This is a genomic window from Rhizobium sp. YS-1r, assembly GCF_000757525.1.
In the GTDB taxonomy this organism is placed as follows: Bacteria; Pseudomonadota; Alphaproteobacteria; order Rhizobiales; family Rhizobiaceae; genus Neorhizobium; species Neorhizobium petrolearium.
The window spans coordinates 632,238-657,089 of sequence record NZ_JPYQ01000001.1 but is presented as its reverse complement, the minus strand read 5'-3'; the positions used below and the strand labels follow the sequence as shown (position 1 = coordinate 657,089).

At 60.1% G+C, this 24,852-nt stretch carries 18 protein-coding genes and 6 pseudogenes; 9 read left to right on the top strand and 15 right to left on the bottom strand.

What is annotated here, in order from left to right; translation table 11 throughout:
- The first annotated feature begins 91 nt into the window (after positions 1-91).
- Positions 92-1,202 (top strand): annotated as a pseudogene (locus JL39_RS03040) (tyrosine-type recombinase/integrase).
- A 26-nt stretch (positions 1,203-1,228) separates the two neighbouring features.
- Here the strand turns inward: JL39_RS03040 and JL39_RS03035 are convergent.
- The 5 genes and pseudogenes from JL39_RS03035 to JL39_RS32370 all read right to left on the bottom strand — a co-directional run bounded on the left by JL39_RS03035 (position 1,229) and on the right by JL39_RS32370 (position 5,505).
- Positions 1,229-1,555 (bottom strand): helix-turn-helix transcriptional regulator, encoded by a 327-nt coding sequence (locus JL39_RS03035; protein ID WP_037145896.1) that lies wholly within the window; start codon positions 1,553-1,555, stop codon positions 1,229-1,231.
- Positions 1,548-1,913 (bottom strand): type II toxin-antitoxin system RelE/ParE family toxin, encoded by a 366-nt coding sequence (locus JL39_RS03030; RefSeq protein ID WP_037145895.1) that lies wholly within the window; start codon positions 1,911-1,913, stop codon positions 1,548-1,550. The genes JL39_RS03035 and JL39_RS03030 overlap by 8 nt, the downstream gene beginning before the upstream one ends.
- 1,142 nt (positions 1,914-3,055) lie before the next feature.
- Positions 3,056-4,256: pseudogene (gene repC, locus JL39_RS03025) on the bottom strand (plasmid replication protein RepC).
- Between the two features lie 155 nt (positions 4,257-4,411).
- On the bottom strand, positions 4,412-5,239 hold the full coding sequence (repB, locus tag JL39_RS03020; protein ID WP_244446827.1) for a plasmid partitioning protein RepB: 828 nt from the start codon (positions 5,237-5,239) through the stop codon (positions 4,412-4,414).
- Positions 5,206-5,505 (bottom strand): hypothetical protein, encoded by a 300-nt coding sequence (locus JL39_RS32370; protein WP_244446828.1) that lies wholly within the window; start codon positions 5,503-5,505, stop codon positions 5,206-5,208. The genes repB and JL39_RS32370 overlap by 34 nt, the downstream gene beginning before the upstream one ends.
- A 210-nt stretch (positions 5,506-5,715) precedes the next feature.
- On the opposite strand from JL39_RS32370, the pseudogene JL39_RS03015 reads away from it, so the two are divergent.
- The 4 genes and pseudogenes from JL39_RS03015 to JL39_RS03000 all read left to right on the top strand — a co-directional run.
- Positions 5,716-6,156: pseudogene (locus tag JL39_RS03015) on the top strand (SDR family oxidoreductase); the annotation flags it as partial.
- A 30-nt stretch (positions 6,157-6,186) separates the two neighbouring features.
- The gene (locus JL39_RS03010) at positions 6,187-7,032 is read left to right on the top strand and encodes a fumarylacetoacetate hydrolase family protein (protein ID WP_037145890.1); all 846 of its coding nucleotides are present in this window, start codon (positions 6,187-6,189) and stop codon (positions 7,030-7,032) included.
- A gap of 58 nt (positions 7,033-7,090) precedes the next feature.
- The gene (locus tag JL39_RS31425) at positions 7,091-7,603 is read left to right on the top strand and encodes a hypothetical protein (RefSeq protein ID WP_152601013.1); all 513 of its coding nucleotides are present in this window, start codon (positions 7,091-7,093) and stop codon (positions 7,601-7,603) included.
- A gap of 46 nt (positions 7,604-7,649) precedes the next feature.
- On the top strand, positions 7,650-8,951 hold the full coding sequence (locus JL39_RS03000; RefSeq protein ID WP_037145886.1) for a sorbosone dehydrogenase family protein: 1,302 nt from the start codon (positions 7,650-7,652) through the stop codon (positions 8,949-8,951).
- Between the two features lie 234 nt (positions 8,952-9,185).
- Here the strand turns inward: JL39_RS03000 and JL39_RS02990 are convergent, their stop codons facing one another.
- Complete coding sequence (locus JL39_RS02990) at positions 9,186-10,016, bottom strand: helix-turn-helix transcriptional regulator (RefSeq protein ID WP_037145882.1); 831 nt, start codon at positions 10,014-10,016, stop codon at positions 9,186-9,188.
- Between the two features lie 94 nt (positions 10,017-10,110).
- Between JL39_RS02990 and JL39_RS02985 the strand changes: the two genes are divergently transcribed.
- Positions 10,111-11,004, top strand: a complete 894-nt coding sequence (locus tag JL39_RS02985) for an SDR family oxidoreductase (protein WP_037145880.1) — start codon at positions 10,111-10,113, stop codon at positions 11,002-11,004.
- A gap of 62 nt (positions 11,005-11,066) precedes the next feature.
- Here JL39_RS02985 and JL39_RS32365 read toward each other — a convergent pair.
- The 5 genes and pseudogenes from JL39_RS32365 to JL39_RS02960 form a co-directional block, all read right to left on the bottom strand.
- Positions 11,067-11,690 (bottom strand): annotated as a pseudogene (locus JL39_RS32365) (ISL3 family transposase); the annotation flags it as partial.
- 219 nt (positions 11,691-11,909) lie between these two features.
- Positions 11,910-13,325, bottom strand: coding sequence for a hypothetical protein (locus JL39_RS02975; protein ID WP_037145878.1), 1,416 nt, complete (start codon positions 13,323-13,325; stop codon positions 11,910-11,912).
- An 8-nt stretch (positions 13,326-13,333) separates the two neighbouring features.
- A complete protein-coding gene (locus JL39_RS02970; protein WP_037145876.1) occupies positions 13,334-15,100 on the bottom strand; it encodes a hypothetical protein in 1,767 nt (588 codons plus the stop codon).
- Positions 15,101-15,324: 224 nt separating this feature from the next.
- Entirely contained in the window at positions 15,325-15,774 is a 450-nt protein-coding gene (locus tag JL39_RS02965) for a hypothetical protein (RefSeq protein ID WP_037145874.1), read from the bottom strand.
- A gap of 75 nt (positions 15,775-15,849) precedes the next feature.
- Positions 15,850-19,020: a hypothetical protein gene (locus JL39_RS02960; RefSeq protein ID WP_152601012.1), complete on the bottom strand. Its 3,171-nt coding sequence runs from the start codon at positions 19,018-19,020 to the stop codon at positions 15,850-15,852.
- A gap of 263 nt (positions 19,021-19,283) precedes the next feature.
- Here JL39_RS02960 and JL39_RS02955 point away from each other — a divergent pair.
- From JL39_RS02955 to recX, 3 genes and pseudogenes are all read left to right on the top strand, one after another.
- A pseudogene (locus JL39_RS02955) lies at positions 19,284-19,757 on the top strand (IS6 family transposase); the annotation flags it as partial.
- Between the two features lie 254 nt (positions 19,758-20,011).
- Positions 20,012-20,742 (top strand): annotated as a pseudogene (locus JL39_RS02950) (L,D-transpeptidase).
- A gap of 91 nt (positions 20,743-20,833) precedes the next feature.
- The gene (recX, locus tag JL39_RS02945) at positions 20,834-21,388 is read left to right on the top strand and encodes a recombination regulator RecX (protein ID WP_037146154.1); all 555 of its coding nucleotides are present in this window, start codon (positions 20,834-20,836) and stop codon (positions 21,386-21,388) included.
- Between the two features lie 17 nt (positions 21,389-21,405).
- Here recX and JL39_RS02940 read toward each other — a convergent pair whose 3' ends face one another.
- From JL39_RS02940 to JL39_RS02925, 4 genes are all read right to left on the bottom strand, one after another.
- The gene (locus JL39_RS02940) at positions 21,406-21,870 is read right to left on the bottom strand and encodes a truncated hemoglobin (RefSeq protein ID WP_037145869.1); all 465 of its coding nucleotides are present in this window, start codon (positions 21,868-21,870) and stop codon (positions 21,406-21,408) included.
- Between the two features lie 283 nt (positions 21,871-22,153).
- On the bottom strand, positions 22,154-23,359 hold the full coding sequence (gene pcaF / locus JL39_RS02935; RefSeq protein WP_037145867.1) for a 3-oxoadipyl-CoA thiolase: 1,206 nt from the start codon (positions 23,357-23,359) through the stop codon (positions 22,154-22,156).
- 10 nt (positions 23,360-23,369) lie between these two features.
- Entirely contained in the window at positions 23,370-24,059 is a 690-nt protein-coding gene (locus JL39_RS02930; protein ID WP_037145866.1) for a 3-oxoacid CoA-transferase subunit B, read from the bottom strand.
- Positions 24,056-24,790 (bottom strand): 3-oxoacid CoA-transferase subunit A, encoded by a 735-nt coding sequence (locus tag JL39_RS02925; protein WP_037145864.1) that lies wholly within the window; start codon positions 24,788-24,790, stop codon positions 24,056-24,058. The genes JL39_RS02930 and JL39_RS02925 overlap by 4 nt, the downstream gene beginning before the upstream one ends.
- Between the last annotated feature and the right edge of the window lie 62 nt (positions 24,791-24,852).

Below are 24,852 nucleotides of genomic sequence, written 5' to 3'. Positions count from 1 at the left end.
TTGCTCTGATCCGAGTAGGCGTGGTTCAAGGGACATACAGCTAAACGATTGATAGGTTTGCATTATCGGTCATATTGTTCATTATAGAGAAATGGCCCAAATCACCGACGAAAACAGTGAGAATCACGCTCAGGAAGCACCTGCGGCGGCGCATAACACGCCGGCCGCCGATGACAATTCCGCGGCCGTCATCGCGGCGCCGGCGCCCCCTCCCCTACCGGCCCACCTGCAGGACCTCACCGAGCGCGCGCGGGGCTACGTCGAGGCGGCCAGCTCCGCCAACACCCGCAAGGCCTACGCAGCCGACTGGAAGCACTTTTCTGCCTGGTGTCGGCGCTCAAACCTGTCTGCCCTCCCCCCGGACCCGCAAGTTGTCGGTCTTTACATCACCGCGTGTGCGTCAGGTACGGCTGAACGCGGCATGAAGCCGAACTCCGTCTCCACCATCGAGCGGCTGTCGGCGATCGGCTGGAACTGTGCGCAGCGCGGCATGCCGCTCGATCGCAAGGATCGCGCCATCGCCACCGTGATGGCCGGCATTCGCAACACCCACGCCGCCCCGCCCCGGCAGAAGGAGGCGATCCTGCCGGAAGACCTGATCGCCATGCTCGAAACGCTCGAGCGAGGCACACTACGGGGCATGCGCGACCGCGCCATGCTCCTGCTGGGCTTTGCCGGTGGCCTCAGGCGGTCGGAAATCACCGGCCTGGATCTCGGGCGCGACCAGACGGAGGACGGTCGCGGCTGGATCGAGATACTCGACAAAGGCTTGGTGGTGACCCTGCGCGGCAAGACCGGCTGGCGTGAAGTGGAGGTCGGCCGCGGCTCGTCCGACGCCACCTGCCCCGTCATCGCCATCGAGACCTGGATCAGGTTCGCCCGGATCACAAAGGGTCCCGTTTTTCGCCGCGTCCGCGGCCAGGGAAAAAACGTCGGGCCGGACCGCTTGAAGGACCAGGAGGTGGCGCGCCTCGTCAAGAAGACGGCGCTGGCGGCGCGGTGTGCGCGGCGATCTTTCGGAAGTCGAACGTGGGCAAAAGTTTGCCGGCCATTCGCTGCGTGCCGGCCTTGCCTCCTCGGCCGAGGTCGATGAGCGCTATGTGCAGAAACAGCTCGGCCACGCCAGCGCCGAAATGACCCGCCGGTATCAGCGCCGGCGCGACCGTTTCAGGGTGAATCTCACTAAAGCGGCCGGGCTCTAAACACCCCTCCCCTACCGGTGGTCCGCTCAGATCTTTGAACCGTGTCGGGAGCGCTCGGCAATGCTGGAAAGATCGACTTTCTTGCCCGCCACATCCGCGACGATCTTCAACGTGCCGCCGAGGGATTCGACATAATCGCGAAGCGTCGACAGCTTCATGTCGGCGCGCTTCTCCAGCCTTGAGACGTTGGTCTGCTTGAAACCGGTCCCGGCAGACACGTCTTCCTGCGTCCGTCCAGCGAGTGCCCGCAGTTCACGCAGATTGTGCGCCGTGACAAGCTCGTCGGCGCGCTTTGCTACGGCACGCTGTTCATCCTCAGGCAGCGTCTGTATCAGCTTATCGAGATCATCCATGTCTCTTCTCCAACTGGCTCAAATGCTCGTCGTACCGTTTATCCGCCAGATCGATCAGCCGTTTATAGAAGAGCTTCTGGCTCACACCGCTCTTCGCACCACCACAGAGGACGACGGCCTTTCGCTCCGGATCGAAGGCAAAGGCGAACCGCCATTGCACCTTCAACACCTTGACGCGCAGCTCTTTCATGTTCGCGTGCTTGGAGCCCTCGAGGGTATCGACCTCAGGTCGTCCCAGTCGAAAGCCTTTTTCGCGCAGCAGCACCAGATGCGCGAGCAATTCGACCCGAACATCGGCTGGAAGGTCTGTGATCTCGCCTTTCAAACGGTCATGAAACACGACCTTCCATTCCGTCATTTCATATCCTGAATGATATAGATACTTTGGGATATATAGTCCATATCCCCCCTCAAGGCAATACTGACCGTTTCCTTCGGAAATGCGGACAAACGATCGTGGAAGACTCCCACCTCGATGGAGATTTAGCCCGGAAGTCATCACACTCTCGGCTTGCCTAGGCTCCTTACCAGTGCTTCCGACTTGCAAATTGGCAGTCCTCACCCCGAAGCATCGGATCGAGTCTGACCAATGCGGCCTTCCACGCCAGATCCGCCAGGCTGCGCAAATAACCGCCAGCCGAGCTGATCTCGCCCGTGGTGCACCGCAAAATGCCTGCCGGTCCGATCGTGGCGCAGAGGCAAGGTACTCAGTGGTCCTGCTCGCAGTTGTCGATTAGTATGAGGACTTTAGCGCGGATATAACGCGCGAGCGGATCATAGTCGCTGCGGTGGCCCTCTTCCTGGAAATCTCCGGCCGGCGGCAGCCTTGCGAAGATTCTTCGCTACATTATGTTCCAGCGGTGCGACGGCCTGAGCCAAGTCCGGTTCGCTCGGCGTATCGCCACTTCCTACGAGCCGGGTCGGCTCGGTCACGCGCGAGGGCATGGTACATCGCTAGTAAGCCGTGCTTGAGCACGACCGGCCTACATGGCGCGTCGGTTCGGACAATCTGTTTCGCGAGCACGAGGCAGAAGAAGCAAAATGTTAAGGGTTGCCTTTCCTTCCAGTACGATGAAGAACTAACGGGCATTCCTCCAACTTGGGCGAAATCGCCAAGGACGGATGATAGAGAGAAGAGCCTCGCCTGTCTGTTGACGAATCCGTCCCAAACGGACGCTTATAAAGTCCGTTATCGAAAAGGTCCCGCGGGACGCATTGCTGAATGTCCTGGAGCGGTTCCTGAAGGATATCCATTCACGCTCCGTGACAAGGCAGAACGTTTCTGCTGTCCCTTCACGACGGTGAACACGACTGGCCCACCTCTCCGCCGCCCGGTCCGCCTCGAGTGACGTTCTTCCAGTCGGCGATTTCGGCCTAAAATGTCCAATTTGGAAGAAACAACTATAACAATGGTTTAGCAGAGTTGTTCGCGACCAACTTTTACGGATTTATCTGAATGGCAAACGTACCCGCGGTTTCCCTCGAGATTGCGCAACCGCCCTACCCCGCTTTCATTTTCGCCACACCACTCGCGTTCAGCAGAGCCATTATCATCGGTCCCAACGAAAACTCGCCGCGCCCAGACCGTCGTGTGAGATCCCGCAAGTAGCCGCCCGGAGAATTGATCATGTTTGCTCGTTCCAAGATCCCGGCAACCGCAACCGCCGCATTTTCCGGCCCCATGATCTCACAGGCCTCCTGGTAGGCCGATGGGCTATTCCAAGCATCGACCCGACGACAACTGCCGCGGCCATCAACTCGCGCCAAGTCCCGATCGCGCCGCCCGCCCCATAGTCGATAATTTGCGGGCAGGGCCGAGTGGAAGTGCCTTCAACGGTTCTCGCTGAACTCCATTTGCTTCGCTCGATTTTGCGCCCTGCTCTTTTCGTGAGCCAGGTTCAAGTTCATTCATGGATTCGGGTTTTGAATTCTGTATGTGGTGCTCGACATGGGCATCATTGGTGCCAGAATTTTTCGCTTTTTCTTGATTTTCCAGCCTGTTGAGTACTTCCTCTTTCAGCATCTGCATTTCTTCAAGGATTGTCCTCACATCCGCGGGCGATGGGGTGCGGGGTAGTCGGGCAATCAGCCCGACATAGATGTCTTCGATCGCTTGCCAATCGCCTTGTGCCCCTTCCTCCATGGCAGCCATGATCAGCTTGCGCACGTCGCGCCGGCAGATCGTCAGATTCTCTTTCATCCTCTTGAAGGCGGTTCGCTGCGCCATGACGTGTTGCGCCAGCATGGCGAACTCTTCGGCGCGAGACAGCAATGGTGAGAGATCGAAGCCGAAGGCGTTCTCGATGTCACACGAGCGGTCTCTGCGAACGTAGCGCTTGCCGTTGGCGCTATCTTTTCGAACGATCAGGCCGACGTCAACAAGAGCCGCAAGATGTCGTCGGAGCGTGGAACCCGCCATGCCATGGGCGCGCAACGACAGCTGCGCGTTCGACGGAAAAACGATGAGCGGCGCGTCCTGGCGCAGATCATTTTCCGGATAGAAGCTCAATAGAGCGTCAAGCACTGCCAAGCTGTTCGATTGAATACCAAGCGGCACCATCGCCGCGGAAACGTCGCGAAAAACTTTCCGCTTCTCTGCCGATTTCCCCGCCTTGATCTGGGCAACAGCTCGCTGTCTCCTGACCAGGGTAAGCGAAATCGACCGCCGCCCGAAGGGCGTCGTCACATTTCCCGTTTGCATCGTCTCTTACCTTTCAGCAGGCAAAAGAAATTTGCTCACCAGATCGGTGCCAAAAACTCTTGACGAGGATTCGAGGAAATGCGATTCTGATCGTGCTAAAGAGACAGAAGGGCTTCCGCGACGGCAACGTTGAGGGGGCTCTTTTCTTTTGCGCGTTACACTTCCTTCTTCTGTTTCTTTTTCGCACGGTGCGCTTCATAAAGCGCCGGCAATTGCTCGAGCACGAAAGCCGCGAAGTCCGGCGTCGCCTTCCGATCGATCATGATTTCCACCTTCGCCTTGCTCTGCTTCACCTGCGCCAGCCGCTCCCCAGCGGCGCTCGCCATGACCTCAGGAAGGCCGCGTTCCAACCGGCGCGGCTTCAGATGTGCAATCAGCGCCTTGAATCGCTCGGCGGACTGAAGTGACTGCAATTCGCTGGAACGCACACGCTCGAGGGCACTGTCGGCCGAGGAAGTCTTTTCGATCAGCTCTGCCAGTTCCTGCCAGCTTCTGAGGCCAATACCGGGGGCAGGGCCGATGGCATCGATCAGGTCTGCAGGAAGCGCCTCGATGATGGAAAGCATCTTAGAGAGATCGCCCTTGTCGACTGACATCGATGAAATGATCACGTCGCGGGTAAAACGTTCCTTCAGACGGGCGGCAAAACGTGCCTTTTCAATGAAAGAAAGATCCTGGCGCTCGTTATTTTCCTGACCTTGGGCGACCACCAGCTGCTCGTCCGTCAGGTCCCGGACGACCGCCTTGACCGCCAGACCGAGTTCCGTCACCGCACGCAAGCGACGATGGCCGAATGCAACTTCATAGCGGCCGGACTTTTGCGGGTGAGGGCGCACGAGGATCGGCACCTGCTGGCCCTGTTCCTTGATAGACGCAAGCAGCCCATCAACGTCGCCCGGCATCCGGTCCTGCATGAACGAAGGGTCAATGACCTTCGGATCGAGATCGATCACGGCCTGGCCTTCTGCAAGACGCCGTTCGATTTCCTCGGCGCGCTCGACGCGCTCGTTCTGCTCCCGGCAAACAGCTTCACCGGGAAGCGCCTTGCCATTTCCTCGGCCATGCGCCGGTGCATCGTCACGATCCGTTCCGTGCCCATGACGAGAAGCGGCGCGATGCTGAACTGGTCGATGGTGCATTCAACCCGGCGCTGACGGCCATATCGCGGCAGAAACCATTCCTCGAAAGCAAGGCTTGCCTCATTGCCAAACCTGATCGAGATGTGGCCGCGATCCAGATATTGATCCATCGTCAGCTCGTTCATCGAGCCTGTGAATCAACGTCGAAGGCTGACTTCTATTATAGACCCCGTAAAGCCTTGATTTACTGCATGAAGTGGAGATCGTGTGGGGTCGCGATCGGCGCCCGACGATGACCTCACTCCTGTAGCTATTTTGCAGGCAAAATCAGGCGCTTATTACATTTTCGTACGGGGTCAGCCTTCAGTGCTGTTTCACACTCCGTCAATTTGAATATCCGTGCCATGTACCGGATGATCAGGTCTTTTCTGCCCGGCATGATCGAACGCGGCGGCGGGTCTATCGTCAACATGGCGTCGGTTGCCTCAACCCTCATCGCCGCTCCGAACCGGTTTATCTACGGAACGACAAAGGCGGCGGTCATCGGCCTGACGAAATCGGTGGCGCTTGACTATGTCGGCAAGGGCATCCGCGCCAACGCAATATGCCCCGGCACGATCGAAAGTCCGTCGTTGCAAGATCGCATGCGTGCGCTTGGCGATTACGATCAGGCACGCGCGGGCTTCGTCGCCCGCCAACCCATGGGACGACTCGGCACGCCCGAAGAAGTCGCTGAACTCGTGGTTTATCTTGCCAGTGATGAATCTGCCTTCATGACCGGCGACGCCATCGTCATCGACGGCGGCTGGGCGAACGCCTGAAGACAATCCCAAGACAAGTGGACAATCGACATGAAGCTTTTGAGATACGGCCAGCGCGGCTCCGAAAAGCCGGGCATCCTCGACAGGAACGGCAAGGCGCGGGATCTGAGCCGTCAAATCGACGACATCGCCGGCAACAACCTGACGGCGGCGGGTCTGGCGAAGATCGCGGCGATCGACGTCGAGAGCCTGCCGCTCGTCGCCGAGCCCGGCCGTCTCGGCCCCTGTGTTTCGCGCACAGGCAAGTTCATCTGCGTCGGCCTGAACTATGCCGACCATGCTGCCGAAACGGGCGCTGCAATCCCTGAAGAGCCGATCCTGTTCATGAAGGCAACCAGTGCCATCACAGGTCCGAATGGCGGTATCATCATTCCGCGAAAGTCGAGGAAGACGGACTGGGAAGTCGAACTCGGCATTGTGATTGGCGACGAAGCCCGCTACGTTTCGGAAGCCAACGCCATGCAACATGTTGCGGGTTATTGTCTGATCAACGATGTGTCGGAGCGCGAATTCCAGGCCGAACGCGGGGGCCAGTGGACCAAGGGCAAATCTGCCGACAGCTTTGGGCCGATCGGACCCTGGATGGTCACGCGCGACGAGATCATCGATCCCCAGAGCCTGAAGATGTGGCTTTCGGTCGATGGCGTGATGCGCCAGAACGGTTCCACCGCAACGATGATCTTCGGCGTCGCCTTTCTCGTCCACTACATCTCGCAATTCATGAGCCTGCAACCGGGCGACATCATCTCCACGGGCACACCTCCCGGCGTCGGCCTCGGAATGAAACCGCCACTGTTCTTAAGTGCCGGCCAGACAATTAGACTCGGCATCGAAGGTCTGGGCGAACAGAAGCAGTTCACCGTTGACGCAGCCTGAAAGCCTGTCGGGCTTCGGCGGCCAGATAGCTAAAAGGTGTCAAGAATTTGAGGCGGGTATGAGCGACGCAATCAACATTTTATATGGGCGGGGGCATCTGCCTCCCGAAAATCATTTGGTAAACCACCATGACTTCGATCGAACGTGCCGCCAACGCTATCGCACCATCCTCATCCGGGAAGGCATCGACTATCTGCAGAGCAAGACGATCATCAAACGCACCCGTGCGCAGGCTGGATTGTTCGCGCCGCCAGAAAAGCGAACCTCGATCGTCAGCCGGTTGATCGAGGAGGAACTGCCCTTCATCGACCATGCCTTCGATGCCGGCGGGACGACGGGCCTGTTGCGGAGTTCATTCGCGCTCTCGGTCCCAGAAAGAAGCTTCATGAACAGCGGACGGAACGCACTGAGGGAACCGGTCCCGGCACACCGAAGACAAAGGTACGACAGACCCCACTCGGGATCGACGACGCGAGGATCGACCATCGGTCGTCCAGATTTGCCCGAACACTTTCCCTCCCTTTTAAAATTTTCGCGCCGCCCTCTAGTGTTGGCCGCGCAAACGCTTTAGCGTCTGGGCCTCTCCTGACTTTTCCTCACTATTTTGGAAGCGACCGATGGCCGATCCTTCTCTCTTCGCCCGCTTTGTGGCCTTTGTCGGCCGAGGCGCTATTGCCATTCGTCATTCGGCGGATGGCCCGAGGCAGCCTGTTTATGGCACGACGCCAGTCATTCCGGTGGCCAAACCGCAGGGTAAGATACCGACGTTGAAGATGCCGACGGCCAAGGGCTGGGAGGGCGAGCACAAACCGACAACGGCCGCCGGGCTTAAGGTCAATGCTTTTGCGCGGGGGCTGGTGCATCCACGCAATGTGCATGTGCTGCCCAACGGCGATGTGCTGGTGGCGGAATCCATGGGCGAACGTGGAAATCCGCGCACTTTGTTCGACCATGCCATGTCAGCCACGATGCGGCGGGCCGGCGCTTCTGGCGACAGTCCCAACCGCGTAACGCTACTGCGCGATACCGACGGCGACGGAGTGGCCGAAGAACGTCACGCCTACATCGAAAATGTGCGGCAGCCTTTCGGCATCGCCCTGGTCGGGGAGACGCTTTTTGTCGGCACCAGCGACGCGCTTTTGGCCTATCCCTATGAGGCAGGCGCGACGAGAATCAGCAAGCCGGCCAAAAAACTGATGGATCTGGTGCCTGGCGGACATTGGACGCGTAATCTGATTGCCAGCAAGGATGGCACCAAGCTTTACGTGGCTGTCGGGTCACTGAGCAATATTGGCGACGCAGGCATGGCCGCGGAAGAAAACCGCGCCTGCATTCACGAATACGACCTGAAATCGGGGCAATCCCGGATTTTTGCCAGTGGCTTGCGCAATCCTGTGGGCATGGCTTGGGAACCCGAGAATGGAATGCTTTGGACGGTTGTCAATGAGCGTGACGGGCTGGGCGATGAGACGCCGCCTGACTATCTGACATCGGTACGCGATGGCGGGTTTTATGGCTGGCCCTATTGCTACTGGAACCGGGTGGTGGATGATCGTGTGCCGCAGGACGACGCCAAGGTGGCCTCTGCGCTGCAGCCGGATTATGCCTTGGGCGGGCACACGGCATCACTCGGCCTTTGCTGGCTGCCCGAAGGGACGCTGCCGGGCTTTCCTGCGGGCATGGCCATCGGTCAGCACGGGTCGTGGAACCGCTCCAAGCTCTCGGGCTATAAGCTGGCGTTCGTCGCTTTCGAGAAAGGCAAACCTGTGGGACTGCCGCGCGAAATTCTCACTGATTTCCTGTCGGCGGACGAGAACTATTCCTATGGCCGACCGGTCGGGGTGGCGCTGGCGGCCGACGGCGCCATATTGATGGCAGACGATGTGGGCGACGTCATCTGGCGTGTCACCGGCGCCTGAAAACGGGGCGCCCCGACATTTCCGTGGAATGGCGGCTGTTGAGCTGGCGGACCGATAAAGCTGCCGGGTGCCACGGATTCTTCGACACCGTCGAATTCCTCTCACGAATTGCTGCTAAGTACACCGCGGCTGTGCATCAGCCGAAAGAGGCGGCTGTTAGCCTCAAGGCCCACCGCATCTCACATTATGAATTCCGCACCTTCTTTTCGTGCGACTAATCCCGTCATCGTAGGCTCAGCGAGCCTTGGCAATCAGCGAGCGAAATTGCTCCATCACCTCTGGGTTTGCCGGACTATAGACCATCATGTTGAGGTCAGACCGGCCTTCGACCGCGAAGGTCGAGAACTCCAGCTCGATCACTCCAAGAACAGGGTGGTGAAGGCGCTTGATGCCTTCGCGCGTGCCTGTGATCTCGTTGTCGGCCCACATCGCCCTGAATTCCGGGCTGCTGGCGGAGAGTTCATCAACCAACTGGCGGATTTCCACCCCGGCGCCGGCGCGCGCGGCATCGGCCCGGAATGCGCCAACGACATAACGGGCAACGTTGCGCCAATCGTCCTGCGCAGCACGCACGCGTTCGTCGGAGAACATCATGCGAAGGATGTTGCGCCGCTCCTTCGGCAGCTTGGCGTAGTCCGTCAGAATTACGGTCGCGGCCTTGTTCCACGCCACCACATCCCATGTCGCCGTCCTGATGATGGCGGGACTGAAGGGCATGGCGTCCAGCACGTGTTGCAGCCGCGGCGTGATGCTTTCTCGTTGGTGGTAACGCGGCTCGGGAGGATGGCCGAAGGCGAGAATATGCAGATGATCGCGCTCGGGCTCGGTCAGCATCAGTCCCTTTGCAATGCGATCGAGCACATGGGCGGACGGTGCCCCGCCCCGCCCCTGCTCCAGCCAAGTATACCAGGTCGGGCTTATATTGGCGCGCTGGGCGACTTCCTCGCGGCGCAGGCCTGGCGTACGCCGGCGTCCGGCGGGGAAGCCGAATGTAGCCGGATCGAGGCGCATGCGCCGGTCGCGCAGGAATATGCCAAGAGCATTTTCGGATGTGTTCTCGCTCATGCGATCCTATTGATTATTATACTAGGATAAAGTCACTACTTTAACAGGACAATTTTTCATGAGATCGCCTGATACGTCAATGCAGGAGATTCCCATGCGTGTTTTTCTAACAGGTGCCACCGGGTTCATAGGATCCCGTATCCTTCGCGAACTCACGGCCTCAGGCCATGAGGTGATCGGCCTCACCCGTTCCGACCTTGGAGCGAAAGAGCTGATGAGTGCCGGCGCATCCGCTTATCTCGGGACATTGGAAGATCCTCCGGCCCTGGCGAAAGGAGCCGAGAATGCCGACGCCGTCATTCATACGGCGTTCGATCATGACTTTACGAATTTCGTGGCCAATTGCGAAAAGGATCGCCGCGTCATTGCCGCGCTCGGGGTCGTCCTGAAGGGATCGGACCGGCCGCTGCTCATCACTTCGGGCGTCGGCATTGGCGACCTGGGCAATGGCGAACCCGCACGCGAGGATGTGTTCGACGCTCATCATGTCAATCCACGCATAGCCTCGGAACTGGCTGGCCAGGAACAGCTCGAAGCCGGCGTCAACCTGGGCGTCGTTCGGCTTCCGCAGGTGCACGACACTGTCAAACAAGGTCTGATCTCGCCCTATATCGAAATGGCGCGCGAGAAGTGCGTCGTCGCCTATGTCGACCATGGCGCTAACCGCTGGGCCGCAGGTCACGTGAGCGATGTGGCAAAGCTTTACGTTCTGGCGCTCCTTCGCGGCGAACCTGGCGCTCGCTACAATGCGGTAGCGGAAGAAGGGGTTGCCGTGCGCGATATCGCCAATGTCGTCGCCACCGGGCTCGGGCTGTCCACTGTCTCGCTTGCGAAAGAAGAGGCGGAAGCCCATTTCGGCTGGTTCGCCATGTTCGCTTCGGCGGACATCACGGCTTCGAGCACACTGACGCGGAAGAAGCTGGGTTGGGCGCCGGAGGGGCCCGGCTTGCTCGATGACCTGAGAGACATGAACTATTCGGCGATGTAGGTCTGAGCCTCACATCTCGCCCTGCAAAAAGGCAGCTCCGCCGGGATGCTATCGGCACCTCGAATGGCATCCTCGATCCATTCTTCGAGTTTCGCCGAAGTTCGGCCATGAAATATTCCGCGAAATCGCATGGAGAAGCTGCGCAAAACAGCAAACGTCTGTGATTCCTTTTTGAGGGCATCTACTTCCGTGCTTGATTGATGGTCAGCGCGCCGCGCGGCTTGATGCAGAGAGTAGTGGCGACAACCGGTGAGATCCAATGACCGGTTTACGGATCACGCACAGGCGCATTGTCATATGTTCTGTCGGCGAGCCCGATCCGAGCCGGCGCCGTATCATCCTTATCCTTAGCTTTTTCCGGCCTCTCGGCGCGGCGCCAGGTTGCCAGGAGGCGTTCAAGATTGGAAAAGCTGCCGGTGTATCCGCGGTGCTTGATGTCATGAAACAGATGCCGCCCACGACGGTTGCCGTCCTTCCAACACTGGGTGAGAAAGGCTTCGAAGTATAGAGGAGATGTCGGCTGTAGCGCACCCCTGCGTCGGTCGGGAGGTTCGAACGCCAACCATTTTGCGATGCTGCGGCGGCCATATCCCGTGCGACGCGCAATTTCCGAGTAGGTCAGGCCTTCTTTGCTCAAGGCGTGTACCATCGAGCACCTCCTTCCGGGACTGTCGATGTGCCCGGCGCCAAGGCGTTTCAGGGGGCTCGCAACCGACGATTCCTGCGATTGTTTGAATGCGAAATGCCGAAGCCGCCTGACTGCCGAAACTCAGCAGCCAGACGGCCGCACGCCCCCCGCCATTCACCGAGGATGTTGTCATTTACAAAACAAATACCGCCGGAAACGATCCCATAGAAGGAAGAGGACGCCGCTGGGAGTCCCGACTGGACGCCTTCCCCCCTTCCTAGCCGGCGGGAGCGACCGCCAGAGCCGGGTCGTCCGCCGGCGGTAACGGCGGCAGCGGGAAACAAAGTTCGCCAATCACCTGCGTACCGATCCCGAGCACGCTCACCTGCTCGACATCGGACGTGCTGACGGCCTCGGTTCGGGGCGCCTGCAACAGAAAAGGTCCTAGGAACGACACCGGATTCTCCATCGTTGCGCGAGCTTCCGCTGTCCATGAACCACTAAACCGAACATTGCGGACCAGAAGCAGGCCCTGCGGCAAGCAGTGCGCATAAGCTTCGTCGGTTGATGGCTTGACCATATCGCCACGTCTCATGCCCGGTACGTACCAGTCGTCTTCCAAAATCAGATCGGAACGCCACCATGGGGTACCGGCTAGACGACGGGTGATGGTGACAAGGCAATATTCGAAATGGACGTGAAGCTCGCTGTCCGATGTCGTCACCTCCGTGACCGCCGGTGTCTGCACCAGATCGTGAAGCTGTACCGCCGAAAGCCTGTCGAGCATCCTCCTGTCGAAGATTCTGACGGGCGCGGCCTCGCCGGTATGACCCTCTACGACGAACGGCGGCTCCTCCATGTTCATCAGGTGCCTACGGTTGAAAACCAGGCTGCGGGTGACCGGCCGCACGGTTGCCGCGCGAAGGTTGGCAGCACCGATCGCCCGCAACGCGACGGGCTCCGGTGCAGATGGCGATGATGATGCCACCCGCATCAACTCGATTGGCTGGGCGGCGAGTTCGTCCGGATTGGGCATCGTGCGCAACCTTCTGACGACTTCGGTGCGCGGCTCGACGGCCAGCTCCGCGGCAAACGCCCTGCGCCTTTCCGCAATCTCTACAGTCGACGGCAGCGTTGACAGGAAATCATCCGTAACCCGACGCATCTTCCACAATTGGGGATTGGCCCTTACAGGAGAAGATGTGGTCGTCGTCGAGCTGCTAGCCGTGATCCTCTGGTCGAAGACATGCCAGGCCGTGCTGTCGGCCTGAGCGAAATCGGTCGGTTCGCAACTGAAAGGCAGAGCGTTGGGATTGTCGCCGAGATCCCGGCGCGCACCGGCGATCAGGGCGGCGAGGCGGGCATAGGCCGGGGAATCCGCGGGCACGCTCGGCTGTGCCCACGGGACCATTGCGAGATAGGTGGACTTCGCCGACACGGCGCCCACTGACGCCGTCGAGATGGACGAGGCGTCGGAGCGTTTCAGCCACAACGGATAGTCGTATTGGTCCTCAAGCCACTCCGACAGCCGCAGGGGATTTGTAACGCCGTTCTGGACGATGTCGTCGGCCAGCGCTTGCCCCGGATGGAGGGCAAGCGCTATCGACGGATCATTGGCCGGGTTATAGGTCGCGATCAGCGCGTCGATGACCTTCTGCCCGAGGATCGCGAGTTGGTCGGAATTGTGGCTCATGGAACACCTCAGTTTTGCGGTGCGGCGTTGGCGTCTTCGGGCACGGCCGGCGATCCGCCGGCATCGGCGGGCGTGTCGTTCGAACCGCCATTGGCCAAGGCAGGATCGTCCTTGCGTGGCGCGGCCGGTTGTATCTGGCCGATCCAGCCGACGATCTGGGAACCGAAGAGTTCGAGCGTCCCGCCGGTCCCACTGCTGGTGAACGAAAAGCCTTGGTAAGCGTCGTGCTGGTTGCTGAACGCGCCGCTGCTTTCCGAACTGGAGTGTTGCACGGAGCCGCCGAGGCCGAACCAGCCCACCTTGCCGCCGTAGCTCGTGGAACTGCTGTCCGTATGGCCGCTGGCGCTGTCGGTGGCGCTCTGGAAGACCGAGCCCATGCTGCCCCAGGAGTCGGCGGTGATCGTGACGTTCCGCACGATCAGGAAGGCTTTCGGAATCATCGGCAGCAGTTTCGGCACGTCGCCGATTTGGCCCTCTATCGTACCGTCGCTGATCGAATTCTTCTTCTGCCCGGCAAGGTACCAGCCGTCCATATGGAAGAGATCGCCCAGCAGCCACGGGCGTTCGATGCTCGCGACGAACCATTCGAAGCTCACGGTGGCGGACGAACTCTGGTCCTGGTGCCAGTTCCAGGACGATTGATCCGTGTTCCATCCGTCGTCGTGGCTAGTCGAACTGTGCGACGCATTGGCCGAAGCGCCAAAGCCGAAGACATGGTAACCTGCGCTGCCCGACGTCGAAGACGATTCATTGGTGTAGAAGCTGTGGCCGAAGCTGTGCTGTCCGCCGCCGCCGCTCGTCTGGTATTGGGTCGACGACGCCTTGACCTTCATGACGCCGAAATCACGATTGGTGTGGTCCCACCATGATACCGGATCGACATACGACCACGGAACCTTGACGGCGATTGCACCCCCAAGACCGATACTGTAGTCGTCGTACATCTTGCGCGCCTTGGCGATCAGGGCTGCGGCGGCGCTGCCGCCGATCGATTGAAGCGTTGCGATCGCGTCCTCGATCTCCTGCCCGCCCATGTCCCTGAAGTCGTTGTAAGCCTGGTCGACGGCGTTCTGGTATCTGGCGCTGGTCACCGGCCAGGCCTGTCCCTGGACCGGATCGGACATTGCTTGGGAATAGGCCAGCGCATACTCGCTGCGGGCGTCGGCCAGGGCTTTCTGATTGCGCCGATAGGCGGTATTGCGCGGCGTATAGCCGGTGAAATTGCCGTCTGCATCCATGAGGTAGAGGGTCTTCTGAGCGTCGGCAATACGCTTCTTGATGTCGGCGGAGGGCTCCGGTATCGGCTCGGCCTGCATGCCCGACAACGCCGTGAAATATTCGATGCTGACCGTCCGCTGCGGCCACGAGACGGCAACCCCCTTGTCGGTGACCATCAGCATGTCGTCGACGCGTCGCGCGGTGTTGAATGCGCTGTTGATCGCCAGTTGCAGCTGCGGATTGGGCTGCGGCATTGCCGTAAGCTGACCTGCAGGCGTTGCCGGCGTCCCCTCCGGGAGCGGTGGTGGCGTAGGCGCCGTAAAGGCGCCTGTATTGGATACGGCACCGTAGGCGCTGCCGCCCGCCGGCGTCCAGGGGTTTGCGTACATTTTCGGATCGATCGGCTGGCCGACCGGAAGATGCATGTAGACGGCCGATCTCGATGGCGAGCCGTCCGGATTGACGAGTTGGGCCGCGACGGCGGTATGGATCTGGTTCAGCGCATCAAGCAGCGCCTGGGTAATACCGCCTGTGATCTGAAGTTCGTTTCCAGGCATTTTTAGGCTCCTTCGGAAAGGGTTGCGTTCATTGCCGGCCAGATCCCCTGGCCGCGCAGCGGGACAAAATCAGGCATGGCCGCCCGCGCTGCACGAATGCCGTATGGGCGGCCTGCAAGGCCGGAGAATTGCTTGCTGCTTGCGCGAATTGCGCAGATCGCCGTGCGCGCCTGTCGCTTTGCATCACAGCATTGCCGCCGCTGGGGCGATCCGGCGCGGTGTCGTCAGGCGTCGACGAGATAGTCGCTATAGCATGAGTAGATGCTGCGGCTGTCGCCGCGGCTTTCCAGGATCAGGTTCCAAAGCGCGACATGGACCTCTCCGGGAGCGCCTTGATGAACAACACCGTTCAGGAAACGGATATGGCGGCGAATGTTGTCGTCAAACGTCAGCGCCGCCTGCTTAAAGTCTTCATCGCTGAAGTCGTCGTCAAAGCTGCTGCCTTCCAGCTCACTACGCACATGCCCCTGGATCATTCCCAGGAATTGGTCGAAGCTGACACCATCGGGAAGTCCCCCGGCGGTCTGCTGGACGTTGTAAAAGTCCCGGCTGATATAAGTGTCTGAATTGCTTTCATCCAGGACATGGTTGAAAATCTGCCATGTCCTGTTTCCCGGGTCGTCACTGCTTCCTTCGAAGAGATACAAGCCCCGATTTGCGCGATCCTTCCACATAGACGTTCCTCCTGGCGTAGATACCAACTACACGCATGAACGCTAGGCGAACCGCCCTTACGGATGGCTTACGGCTCAGCCACCGCTTGGCGAAAGTTTGAATCTTCTGACAATGGCCTGGACCGTCGGGGAAGGATCCAGCTCTCCGGCAGCTTTGCGCAGACGCAAATAACGTTCGTAGTCCTCAACCGCACCGGCCAGATCGCCGCTTCCCAGCCGCGATTCAATCAGCGCTCCATGAAGCCGGTCGGATTCGGGATAGTAGTCGAGCGCTCGTAAATAGATTGCCCTGGCCTGAACGCCGTCGTCCCCCGCCTCACGCAGCTGGCCAAGGCGCATGGCAAGATCGATATAGGTGTCACGAACGCTTTCCGCCGTTGCGACTGCCCAGGCCGGTTCGGCCTGCCGAAAGAAGAGCGGGCCGGGAAAGCTGTAGAACACACGCATTCTCTCTGCGGATATCTGTCCGACTTCACCCAAGACCGCCTTCAGCCGGGACTGCCAATCGTCGAGATCAATCCAGCTTTTGTCCGGCGCGAGCCGCAATATTCCTTCGCGCAGCGTAATCAGATCTGCCTGACCAAGCAGTTTTCGCAGACGGTGTAACGCCTGCTCAAAAGCGGCGTTTGATTGTCCCCCGTCGAGGTCCGGCCAAAGCCAATCCTGCAGCGTTTCGATCGAACAGGCATGATCCTTCGACAGGGCCAGGGTGCGTAGGATGTCGAGCGCGCGCGTCGGCGGCTTGCGACCAAGCTCGATGGTGGCGCCATTGCGCTCGAGTCGGAAACCGCCGAGCACATGTATCTTGAGAGGCCACGGCCAGCTGGCTGGACGGCGAGCCGGCGGCGCAAGACAGCGCTCGCGGATCAGGCTCGAGCAAAACTCGGTCTCGATGTCCCTTTCGATCGCGTCGGCGAGAATATCCGAAAGCAGATCAGGCAGGTTCAGTAGAACAGCGCGCCAATCGGCAACAGTCAGTTCGGTCAAAAGGGTTCGCAAGCGGTCTTCATAGGCCGGGTTGCCCTGCCATTTCGCGCGAAGCGCCTCAGCGGCCATGACGCATAGCCGCGCGCGAAGTAACGATCCGCCTTGCAGTCGTGGCAACAGGTCCACGAGCAGGTCGGCAGCTTCTTGCGATCGGCGATCCGCGAGGAGCACCTGAAACTTGGTGATGTAATGAGGCAGCCGCTCGACGAGCGGTTCATCGCCCTCTTCGATAGCCGCCATGAAGCGTTCACAATCGCGATAAGCCTCGGTGAAGTTCCTCTGCCAGGTATGCAATGCCGCACGGCAATCGGCGACGACGGCAACTTGTGTCGTGTAGCGGCTGTCAGCAATTTCGGCGAGCCGCATTACCAGCCGGCTGAATGCCGAAAAGTCATTGCGTAGTTTCATCTGCAGTTGCAGATGATAAAGCGCTCCGAATTCCACCCCTTTGAGCGCTTCCCGCTCACCGATGGCTATGGCGGCATGCAGGGCTTCCTCTGCTGTCGTGTATGGAAAATCGCGCCTCGAATATCGAAAGTAGCGACCGTTGGCCGCGCCGAAAGCAACTAGCCAGAGGCCAAGGTGCCAGGCAAGCACATCGGGCTTCGCGATATCGCCGCGGACATGATCCACCGCCCGTTCGAAAATGCCGGCCTTGCCCGTCATGACCGCATGTTCGATCAGGGTCTCGCTTGCATGGAGGCGAAGCCCGCTCGGAAAGCTCCGGCTCGCGTCTCCTAGCCGGTCAAGCAGCCGTTCGGCTAGTTCATGCCCAATATCGCCGTCAGTCTCATCCGCGAAGTCGTGAGCGCGCAGCAGTCCGATATGGACCAGCAGGTCCTCTTCATCCGGAAGCTGAGGAACCTCTTGTGCGGCAAGGATGATCGCACGCCTCGTCCATGTCGAAAGACCATGATGAGTGCGCCAACTGTCTGTCTTGACCAGCACGACACGTGCGACCGTCAGGTATTTGCCACGTTCATCACCTTCTTCCTCGAATGTCTGCCAGGCTTGTGTGAACCAGCGTTCGGCCTCTGCATCGTCGGCCAGATGGGCAACGCCGGCCCAATAGAGCAGCCAGCCGGTCAATTCCCCCTGCGGCAGCCTGCCCAGCCATTCGATAAGCGATGCGCGGCGGCCCGTGGCTATCAGCGCATCAGCGCGCTGAAGCAGGAGGTCGCGGGCCGATGACCACGCGGCGGCATCCAACGCGAGCCCGATTGCGTCATCCACTCGCCCGGCCTCGGAAAGAACCAGCGACGCCTTTGCCCGTAACGCGGATTTTTCGGTATCCGAAAGCCTCTCGTCAAAGCGACGGTCCAGGAAATCGCGGAGCAGGTCATGCAGATGGAAGGTTTCCTTCTGGCCTTCGGCCCTCGTGACGAGAAATTGGCGCTCATAGAGTCGGGCAAGCAGCTTTCCCGCCTCGGTCGATCCGGTGATTGCGTTCGCCAAGGTGGCCGTGATTTCCGGCAACAGGTTAAGCGTGAGCAGCATCTCCTGCTCGGACGCCGGAAGCGTGTCAAAGAAATGTCCGCCAAGAGCAGCGAAGACCGACGGCTCAGCTTTGAGAACGTCGTCAACACCGCCTCTATCGGCCAGGAGCACAAGCCCGACGGCCCATCCTCGAGCACTGCTGATATCGATTTGCGCGGCTCGTTGTTTCAACCTGAGTTCGACTAAACTGCGAGCTTCGATATCGGAAAATTCCAACACGGATTGATCGATGATGGTCACCGCGCCGGAGCGCACTAGCCCATCAAGCTCTTCGCCGGGCAGGGTCCGAGAGAGGCACGCGAAACGAAGCCAACTCGGCCGCTCTCCAAGCATAACCGCAAGAACATCCCTGAAGGCAGGGGTGTCGACCGTGTGAAGGTCATCGAATACCAGGACCGTGCCCGCTCTCAGCCGAGCGAAGTAATCACAAAAAAATATGCGGGCGAAATCACGAGGGTTTTCGGCATATTCCACGCCGAAAACTGGCATGCTCAGGCCGGTGGACGATGGCAGGGACTGCGCCAAGTAGTCAAAAAAGCGCGCAATGTCCCGGTCCCCTTCGTCGGCTCGAAACCAGACATGCGACGCCCTGGCGCCCGACAAATAGTCGGCCATCACCGTGGTCTTGCCATATCCGGCTGGTGCGGCGATCCAGCATGCGCCAATGCCAAGCACGCGGTCGATCAATCCGGTGATCCTGGTGCGCCGGACAATTTCTGCGATGTGCGGCGCAGCCAGCTTTGCAATCAAATGGGCACTCAAGTAACCCCCTTCGTAGGCGATGCGGCTTTGAGCCCGACGCCGAGCTCACACGCCGACTAGGCGGCAAGGATATCCTCCCCATGAACACGTCCAAGGCCGCATGCCTGCGAACGGATCATATGTGTCTGAACGCAATTATTTCGAGACGGAAGGGCAGCGTTTTGCGGCGATAATCATGTTTGTCTGCGAGCATGAAGAGGTAGTTGGTCAAACGGCATCGTCAACTTAACGAAAAACTGGAATCCGATGTGCGATGACGGGCGATGACAGACCGTGACCCCCTATATCGCCGCCATCGCTTTCCCGCTGAAATCATTGCTCACGCCGTTTGGCTCTATTTCCGGTTTCCTCTCAGCCTTCGGATGGTTGAGGACTTGCTGGCGGCTCGTGGAATCATTGTCTCCCATCAGACAGTCCGGCTGTGGGCGGAGAAATTTGGGCGAACTTTCGCCAATGAGATCCACCGCCGCTCATCCGGTCGGCTCGGCGACAAATGGCACATCGACGAGGTCGTCGTTTCGATCCGTGGCAAGAAGCATTGGCTGTGGCGCGCTGTGGATCAGGACGGCCTTGTTCTGGAGAATTTGGCGCAAACCCGTCGCAACGCCAAGGCTCAAGTATCTGATGCGCAAATTATTGAGGAGTAAAGGCTGCTCGCCGCGGATGATGATCACCGACAAGCCTCAATCCTATGGCCATAAAAACGGGAGATGATCCCTGGTGTCGAGCATCGCGCCGCCGCGATGGACCTGTTAATGTTGCTCGGGTATGAACCTGCGGAGGCGCAGGCGACCTGCTACTGCCTCGCGACCGTTAAGTTTACGATGCCCGATGATCGGATGCCGCTTTGCAAGGGCAACTGTGGCGCTTCCGTCACTTCCTGATGAATGACGGCGAGGTGACGGCGATGTGATCGGGCCATGCCTTGCCGGTCCGCGCCGGACCTGGCTACTAGCTTTCAAGTTCCGATTTCAGAGAGTTCTTTCGATCCATGTCCAGCGAATATCGGCTATCGCGGCGAGCCTTCGTTTTCGCCTCGGTTTCAATGACCGCGACGCTCGCAGGCTGCGCCGCCACGACCTCATCTGCCCGACGGGCTCCTCTTCCCGAAAAGGTCAGCCGTCCGATCGGTCCTCCGACGGATGCCGAGTTGCAGGTGAGATATGCGGCCCTTGAGGACGGGGTCATCTCATCCCCGCCATTCCCTATCAGAAGATGGATCCGAAATATTTCCGCCAGCGGGTGGCCGATCCGACCGGCGAGACGCCCGGCACCGTCGTCGTCGATACGCCCGGCCGTTTCCTCTATGTGGTCGAGCCCGGAGGGACGGCGATGCGCTATGGCGTCGGCATCGGTCGCGACGGCTTTGCCTGGCAGGGCGAAGGCATCATTCATTGGCGGCAGCACTGGCCGCGCTGGAAGCCGCCGGCCGAGATGATCGCGCGCCAGCCGCATCTCGAAAGATACTCGATCGAGAACGGCGGCATGGAGCCCGGGATCAAGAATCCGCTTGGCGCGCGGGCCCTCTACATCTTCCAGAACGGACAGGATACGCTCTACAGGCTGCACGGCACCCCGGAATGGGATTCGATCGGCAAGGCTACCTCCTCCGGCTGCGTCCGATTGGTCAACCAGGATGTCCTCGATCTCTATACGCGGGTGCCGTACCACGCGCCGATCGTCGTTCACCAGGAGCCCCTGGTGCCGGTTTCCGCCGTTTGATAGGACCGCTGCTGTTTTATCGCAGGCGGGTCATGTAGAGTCCGCTCAAAGGCGCAGAGAGCGAGCGAACGGGCTGGAGGGCACGCTGGAACTGGACGAGGAAACGCCGCAACCCGACACACCGACGCCGCGGATGTTGTCATGGGCCCGCAATTCGACGATCTATCGCCTCGAGCGACGGATGCATACGGAGAAGCAGCTCTTTGCCGCCATATGGCGAAAGGCTCGGCAGAAATTCGAAAACATCAGCGAAGCACAGGCCAGGGCGTTGGCCGACTCCGCCGTGAAGTTTGCCTATGACAACAAGGCGCTGGATGATGCTGCCTATGCCGAGATCAGCACCCGTTCGGGCATGCGCGGCGGCAGGTCCAAACGAGCGATCGCCCAGAAATTGTCACAGAAGGGTGTCGCCCGAAGCACCGTCGCGGCTGCCGTCGCCGAGGCGGACGACTTCCATGCAGCTCTCGTCCTTGCGCACAAACGCGCCTTCGGGCCGTTCCGCAAGGGCGCGCTCGATGAAAAGCGCAAGGCAAAGGAGCTTTCCGCCTTTGCCCGGGCGGGCTTCAGCTTCGATATCGGCAAAAGGGTATTCGAGATGTCGCTGGACGAGGCTCAAGAAGCGCTGGATGTCGGCCGCAGTCTTTAAACGACGGGCATCGGCAATCAGGCACGCCTGAGTGCGGGGTCGTCGAGTGCCGGATTGTAGAAGAGCGAGAGCGTCAGGCTTTTGGCGATGCGCTCCGCCGAGGCCATGAACCAGGCCTTTGCTTCCTCGTTCGGGGCGATGTCGTCAAGCGTCGCGGCAAAGAGCTCCAGCCATTTCGGGAAAAGCTCCGGCGTCAGATTGGCGACGCCGAGATGTGCCTGGACCGGTTTTCCGCCATAAGCGCCCGTGCGCAAGGCGACGGAAGACCAGAAGCTCTTCATTTTCTGCATATGCTCCGGCCAGCGCCCCGAAAGCCTCGCGTCGAAGACAGGTCCCAATTCCGGATGAGCCAGCACCCGGCCATAAAACGTGTCGACCAGATTGCCGATGAAGACCTCATCAATACCGATCGCGTGCATTTCCGCGGCGCGTTCGCGGATCTCTGCGGCATGCGCAGCACGGCCCTGTAGTTCGTTGTTCATGTAAAACCCCGCGGCTCCGACACCATCTACGGCTCACCTGATATAGGATCTGCCGATGCCTGGCCAAAGGCCGAACTCTCGGTTGCGACGATCTGTCAGACAGCGGCAATCGTCCGGCCAGCCATTCATGGAGGCTTTGGTCGTTGATCGCTGCGGCGATTACCGCAGCGAATAGATGAGCTCAAGCGCAATACGATGGCGCTTCTTCATGCTGGATAGTACCACAAAACAGTGGCCCGGCATTGCTGCCGGGCCACCAGGAAATCAGAAGAATGCGATCGGATCAGACCCGTTCGAGCGCGACGGCGATGCCCTGCCCTACCCCGATGCACATGGTGGAGAGCGCATAGCGGCCCTTGCGGAGCGAGAGTTCGAGTGCCGCCGTGCCGGAGATGCGTGCGCCGGACATGCCGAGCGGATGGCCGAGCGCGATCGCGCCGCCGTTCGGGTTTATGTGCTCCGCATCCTCGGCAAGCCCGAGTTCGCGGAGCACGGCGATGCCTTGGGAGGCAAAGGCTTCGTTAAGCTCGATCACATCGAAATCCTTCGGCGTCAGCTTGAGCAGCGCGCAGAGCTTCTGGGTCGCCGGAGCCGGGCCGATGCCCATGACGCGCGGCGGAACGCCGGCGGTGGCGCCGCCCATGACGCGGGCGATCGGCGTGAGCCCGTATTTCTTCGCCGCCGCTTCCGACGCGATGATCAAGGCCGCCGCACCGTCGTTGACGCCCGATGCGTTGCCCGCCGTGACAGTGCCGCCTTCGATCTTGTTGACCGGTTTCAGCTTGCCGAGCGCTTCCAGGCTCGTCGCGCGGGGATGCTCATCCCTGGAAACGACGATCGGATCACCCTTGCGCTGCGGCACGGTGACGGGCGTGATCTCCTTCTCAAGCCGGCCGTTTTCCTGCGCGGCGGCGGCCTTCGCCTGAGAGCGCACGGAGAAGGCGTCCTGGTCCTCGCGGGAGACCTTGTAATCGATCGCCACGTTGTCGCCGGTCTCCGGCATGGAATCGACGCCATACTGCTTCTTCATCAGCGGATTGATGAAACGCCAGCCGATTGTCGTATCATAGATCTCGGCATTGCGTGAAAACGCAGTCTCCGCCTTGGGCATCACGAATGGCGCCCGGCTCATGCTTTCGACGCCGCCGGCGATCATCAGTTCCGCCTCGCCCGCCTTGATGGCGCGCGCGGCGGTGATGACGGCATCCATGCCGGAACCGCACAGCCGGTTCATGGTCGTGCCGGTGATGGAAACCGGCAGGCCGGCAAGCAGCACGGCCATGCGGGCGACATTCCGGTTGTCCTCGCCGGCCTGATTGGCACAGCCGTAGATCACATCGTTGACGGCTTCCCAATCGACCGATGTGTTGCGTTCCATCAGCGCCTTGATCGGGATCGCGGCAAGGTCGTCGGCGCGGACGGAGGAAAGCGAACCGCCGAAACGGCCGATCGGGGTGCGGATATAGTCGCAGATATAGGCTTCGGTCATGGCTGTCTCCTCATAGTACCGGCACGACGAGGTCGGCGACCGGCCCGTCGATGTGAAGTTTCGCCCCCGTCATGGCCTGCAGTTCTTCGATCGTCATGTCGCCGAGCTTTTCGCGCAAAACGAAATGGCCGTCCTTGATATCGATCACCGCATGGCTCGTATAGACACGGGTGATGCAGGCGACGCCGGTCAGCGGAAAGGTGCACTTTTCGACCAGTTTCGGATCGCCGTTCTTGGTGACGTGTTCGGTGATGACGGACACCTGCTTGGCGCCGTGCACGAGGTCCATGGCCCCACCAACGGCAGGCACGCCCTTGGAACCGACGCGCCAATTGGCAAGGTCTCCATTCTGCGCCACTTGCAGTGCACCGAGGATCGCGACGTCCAGATGGCCGCCGCGCACCATGGCGAAGCTGTCTGCATGGTGGAAGAAGGCAGCGCCAGGCTTCAGTGTTACGGCTTTCTTGCCGGCGTTGATGAGGTCCCAGTCCTCCTCACCGGCCGGCGGCGCTTCGCCGAAGTTCAGGATGCCGTTTTCGGTGTGGAAGATTGCTTGCCGGCCCGGCGGCTGGTAGCGGGCGACCATTTCAGGAAAACCGATGCCGAGATTCACATAGGCTCCATCCAGAATGTCCTGGGCGGCGCGCCAGGCGATCTGGGCGTTGGAGAGCTTGATGTCTTCACGGGTGTTGACGGTCATGCTTGGGCTCCCTGGGATTCTGGGGCGGCGTAGGCCACTCCGGCTCGGATGAGCTCTTCTTCCTGGCTCGGGTTCGCGACTTCGACGACGCGGTCGACGAAGATGCCGGGCGTGACCACGTGCTCGGGATCGATCTCTCCGGCCTTCACGATCTTCGAGACCTGCACGATCGTCCTGGCGGCGGCCATGCACATCAGAGGATTGAAGTTGCGGCCGGCCTTGTTGTAGGTCAGATTGCCATAGGTGTCGCCGAGATGCGCCTTGACGATCGCGAAATCTGCCTTCAGCCAGCGTTCCTGCACATAATGCCGGCCGTCGAATTCAGCAATCGCCTTGCCCTCCGCAAGCTCGGTGCCATAGGCCGTCGGGGTGTAGAAGGCCGGAATGCCGGCGCCGCCGGCGCGGATGCGCTCGGCGAGCGTGCCCTGGGGTACGAGTTCGAGCTCGATCTCACCCGCAAGATACTTATCCGTGAACGCCCGCGGATCGGAGGATTTCGGGAACGAGCAGATCATCTTCCTGACCATGCCCGCGTCGATCATCGCTGCAATGCCGATGCGGCCATTACCGGCATTGTTATTGATGACCGTGAGGTTCTTCGAACCCTTGTCGATCAGAGCATGAATAAGCTCGATCGGCGCACCGGAACCGCCGAAACCGCCGATCATGACGGTCGCGCCATCGCCGATTTCGGAGACGGCTTCCGCCAGACTCCCGATTGTCTTGTCCATAGGGGATTTCTCCTTGCCTCGCTTCAGGCCCGGAAAATCGGTCCTCCGCGCCTCCTCGATCA

Coding starts and splice junctions, on each gene's coding strand:
- JL39_RS02970 (WP_037145876.1), bottom strand. CDS start 15,100: ATGCCTGGAAACGAACTTCAGATCACAGGCGGTATTACCCAGGCGCTG.
- JL39_RS02975 (WP_037145878.1), bottom strand. CDS start 13,325: ATGAGCCACAATTCCGACCAACTCGCGATCCTCGGGCAGAAGGTCATC.
- JL39_RS02925 (WP_037145864.1), bottom strand. CDS start 24,790: ATGGACAAGACAATCGGGAGTCTGGCGGAAGCCGTCTCCGAAATCGGC.
- JL39_RS02985 (WP_037145880.1), top strand. CDS start 10,111: ATGCGTGTTTTTCTAACAGGTGCCACCGGGTTCATAGGATCCCGTATC.
- JL39_RS02940 (WP_037145869.1), bottom strand. CDS start 21,870: ATGAACAACGAACTACAGGGCCGTGCTGCGCATGCCGCAGAGATCCGC.
- JL39_RS03000 (WP_037145886.1), top strand. CDS start 7,650: ATGGCCGATCCTTCTCTCTTCGCCCGCTTTGTGGCCTTTGTCGGCCGA.
- JL39_RS03010 (WP_037145890.1), top strand. CDS start 6,187: ATGAAGCTTTTGAGATACGGCCAGCGCGGCTCCGAAAAGCCGGGCATC.
- JL39_RS31425 (WP_152601013.1), top strand. CDS start 7,091: ATGAGCGACGCAATCAACATTTTATATGGGCGGGGGCATCTGCCTCCC.
- JL39_RS03035 (WP_037145896.1), bottom strand. CDS start 1,555: ATGGATGATCTCGATAAGCTGATACAGACGCTGCCTGAGGATGAACAG.
- pcaF (WP_037145867.1), bottom strand. CDS start 23,359: ATGACCGAAGCCTATATCTGCGACTATATCCGCACCCCGATCGGCCGT.
- JL39_RS03030 (WP_037145895.1), bottom strand. CDS start 1,913: ATGACGGAATGGAAGGTCGTGTTTCATGACCGTTTGAAAGGCGAGATC.
- JL39_RS02965 (WP_037145874.1), bottom strand. CDS start 15,774: ATGTGGAAGGATCGCGCAAATCGGGGCTTGTATCTCTTCGAAGGAAGC.
- JL39_RS32370 (WP_244446828.1), bottom strand. CDS start 5,505: ATGGATCAATATCTGGATCGCGGCCACATCTCGATCAGGTTTGGCAAT.
- JL39_RS02930 (WP_037145866.1), bottom strand. CDS start 24,059: ATGACCGTCAACACCCGTGAAGACATCAAGCTCTCCAACGCCCAGATC.
- JL39_RS02990 (WP_037145882.1), bottom strand. CDS start 10,016: ATGAGCGAGAACACATCCGAAAATGCTCTTGGCATATTCCTGCGCGAC.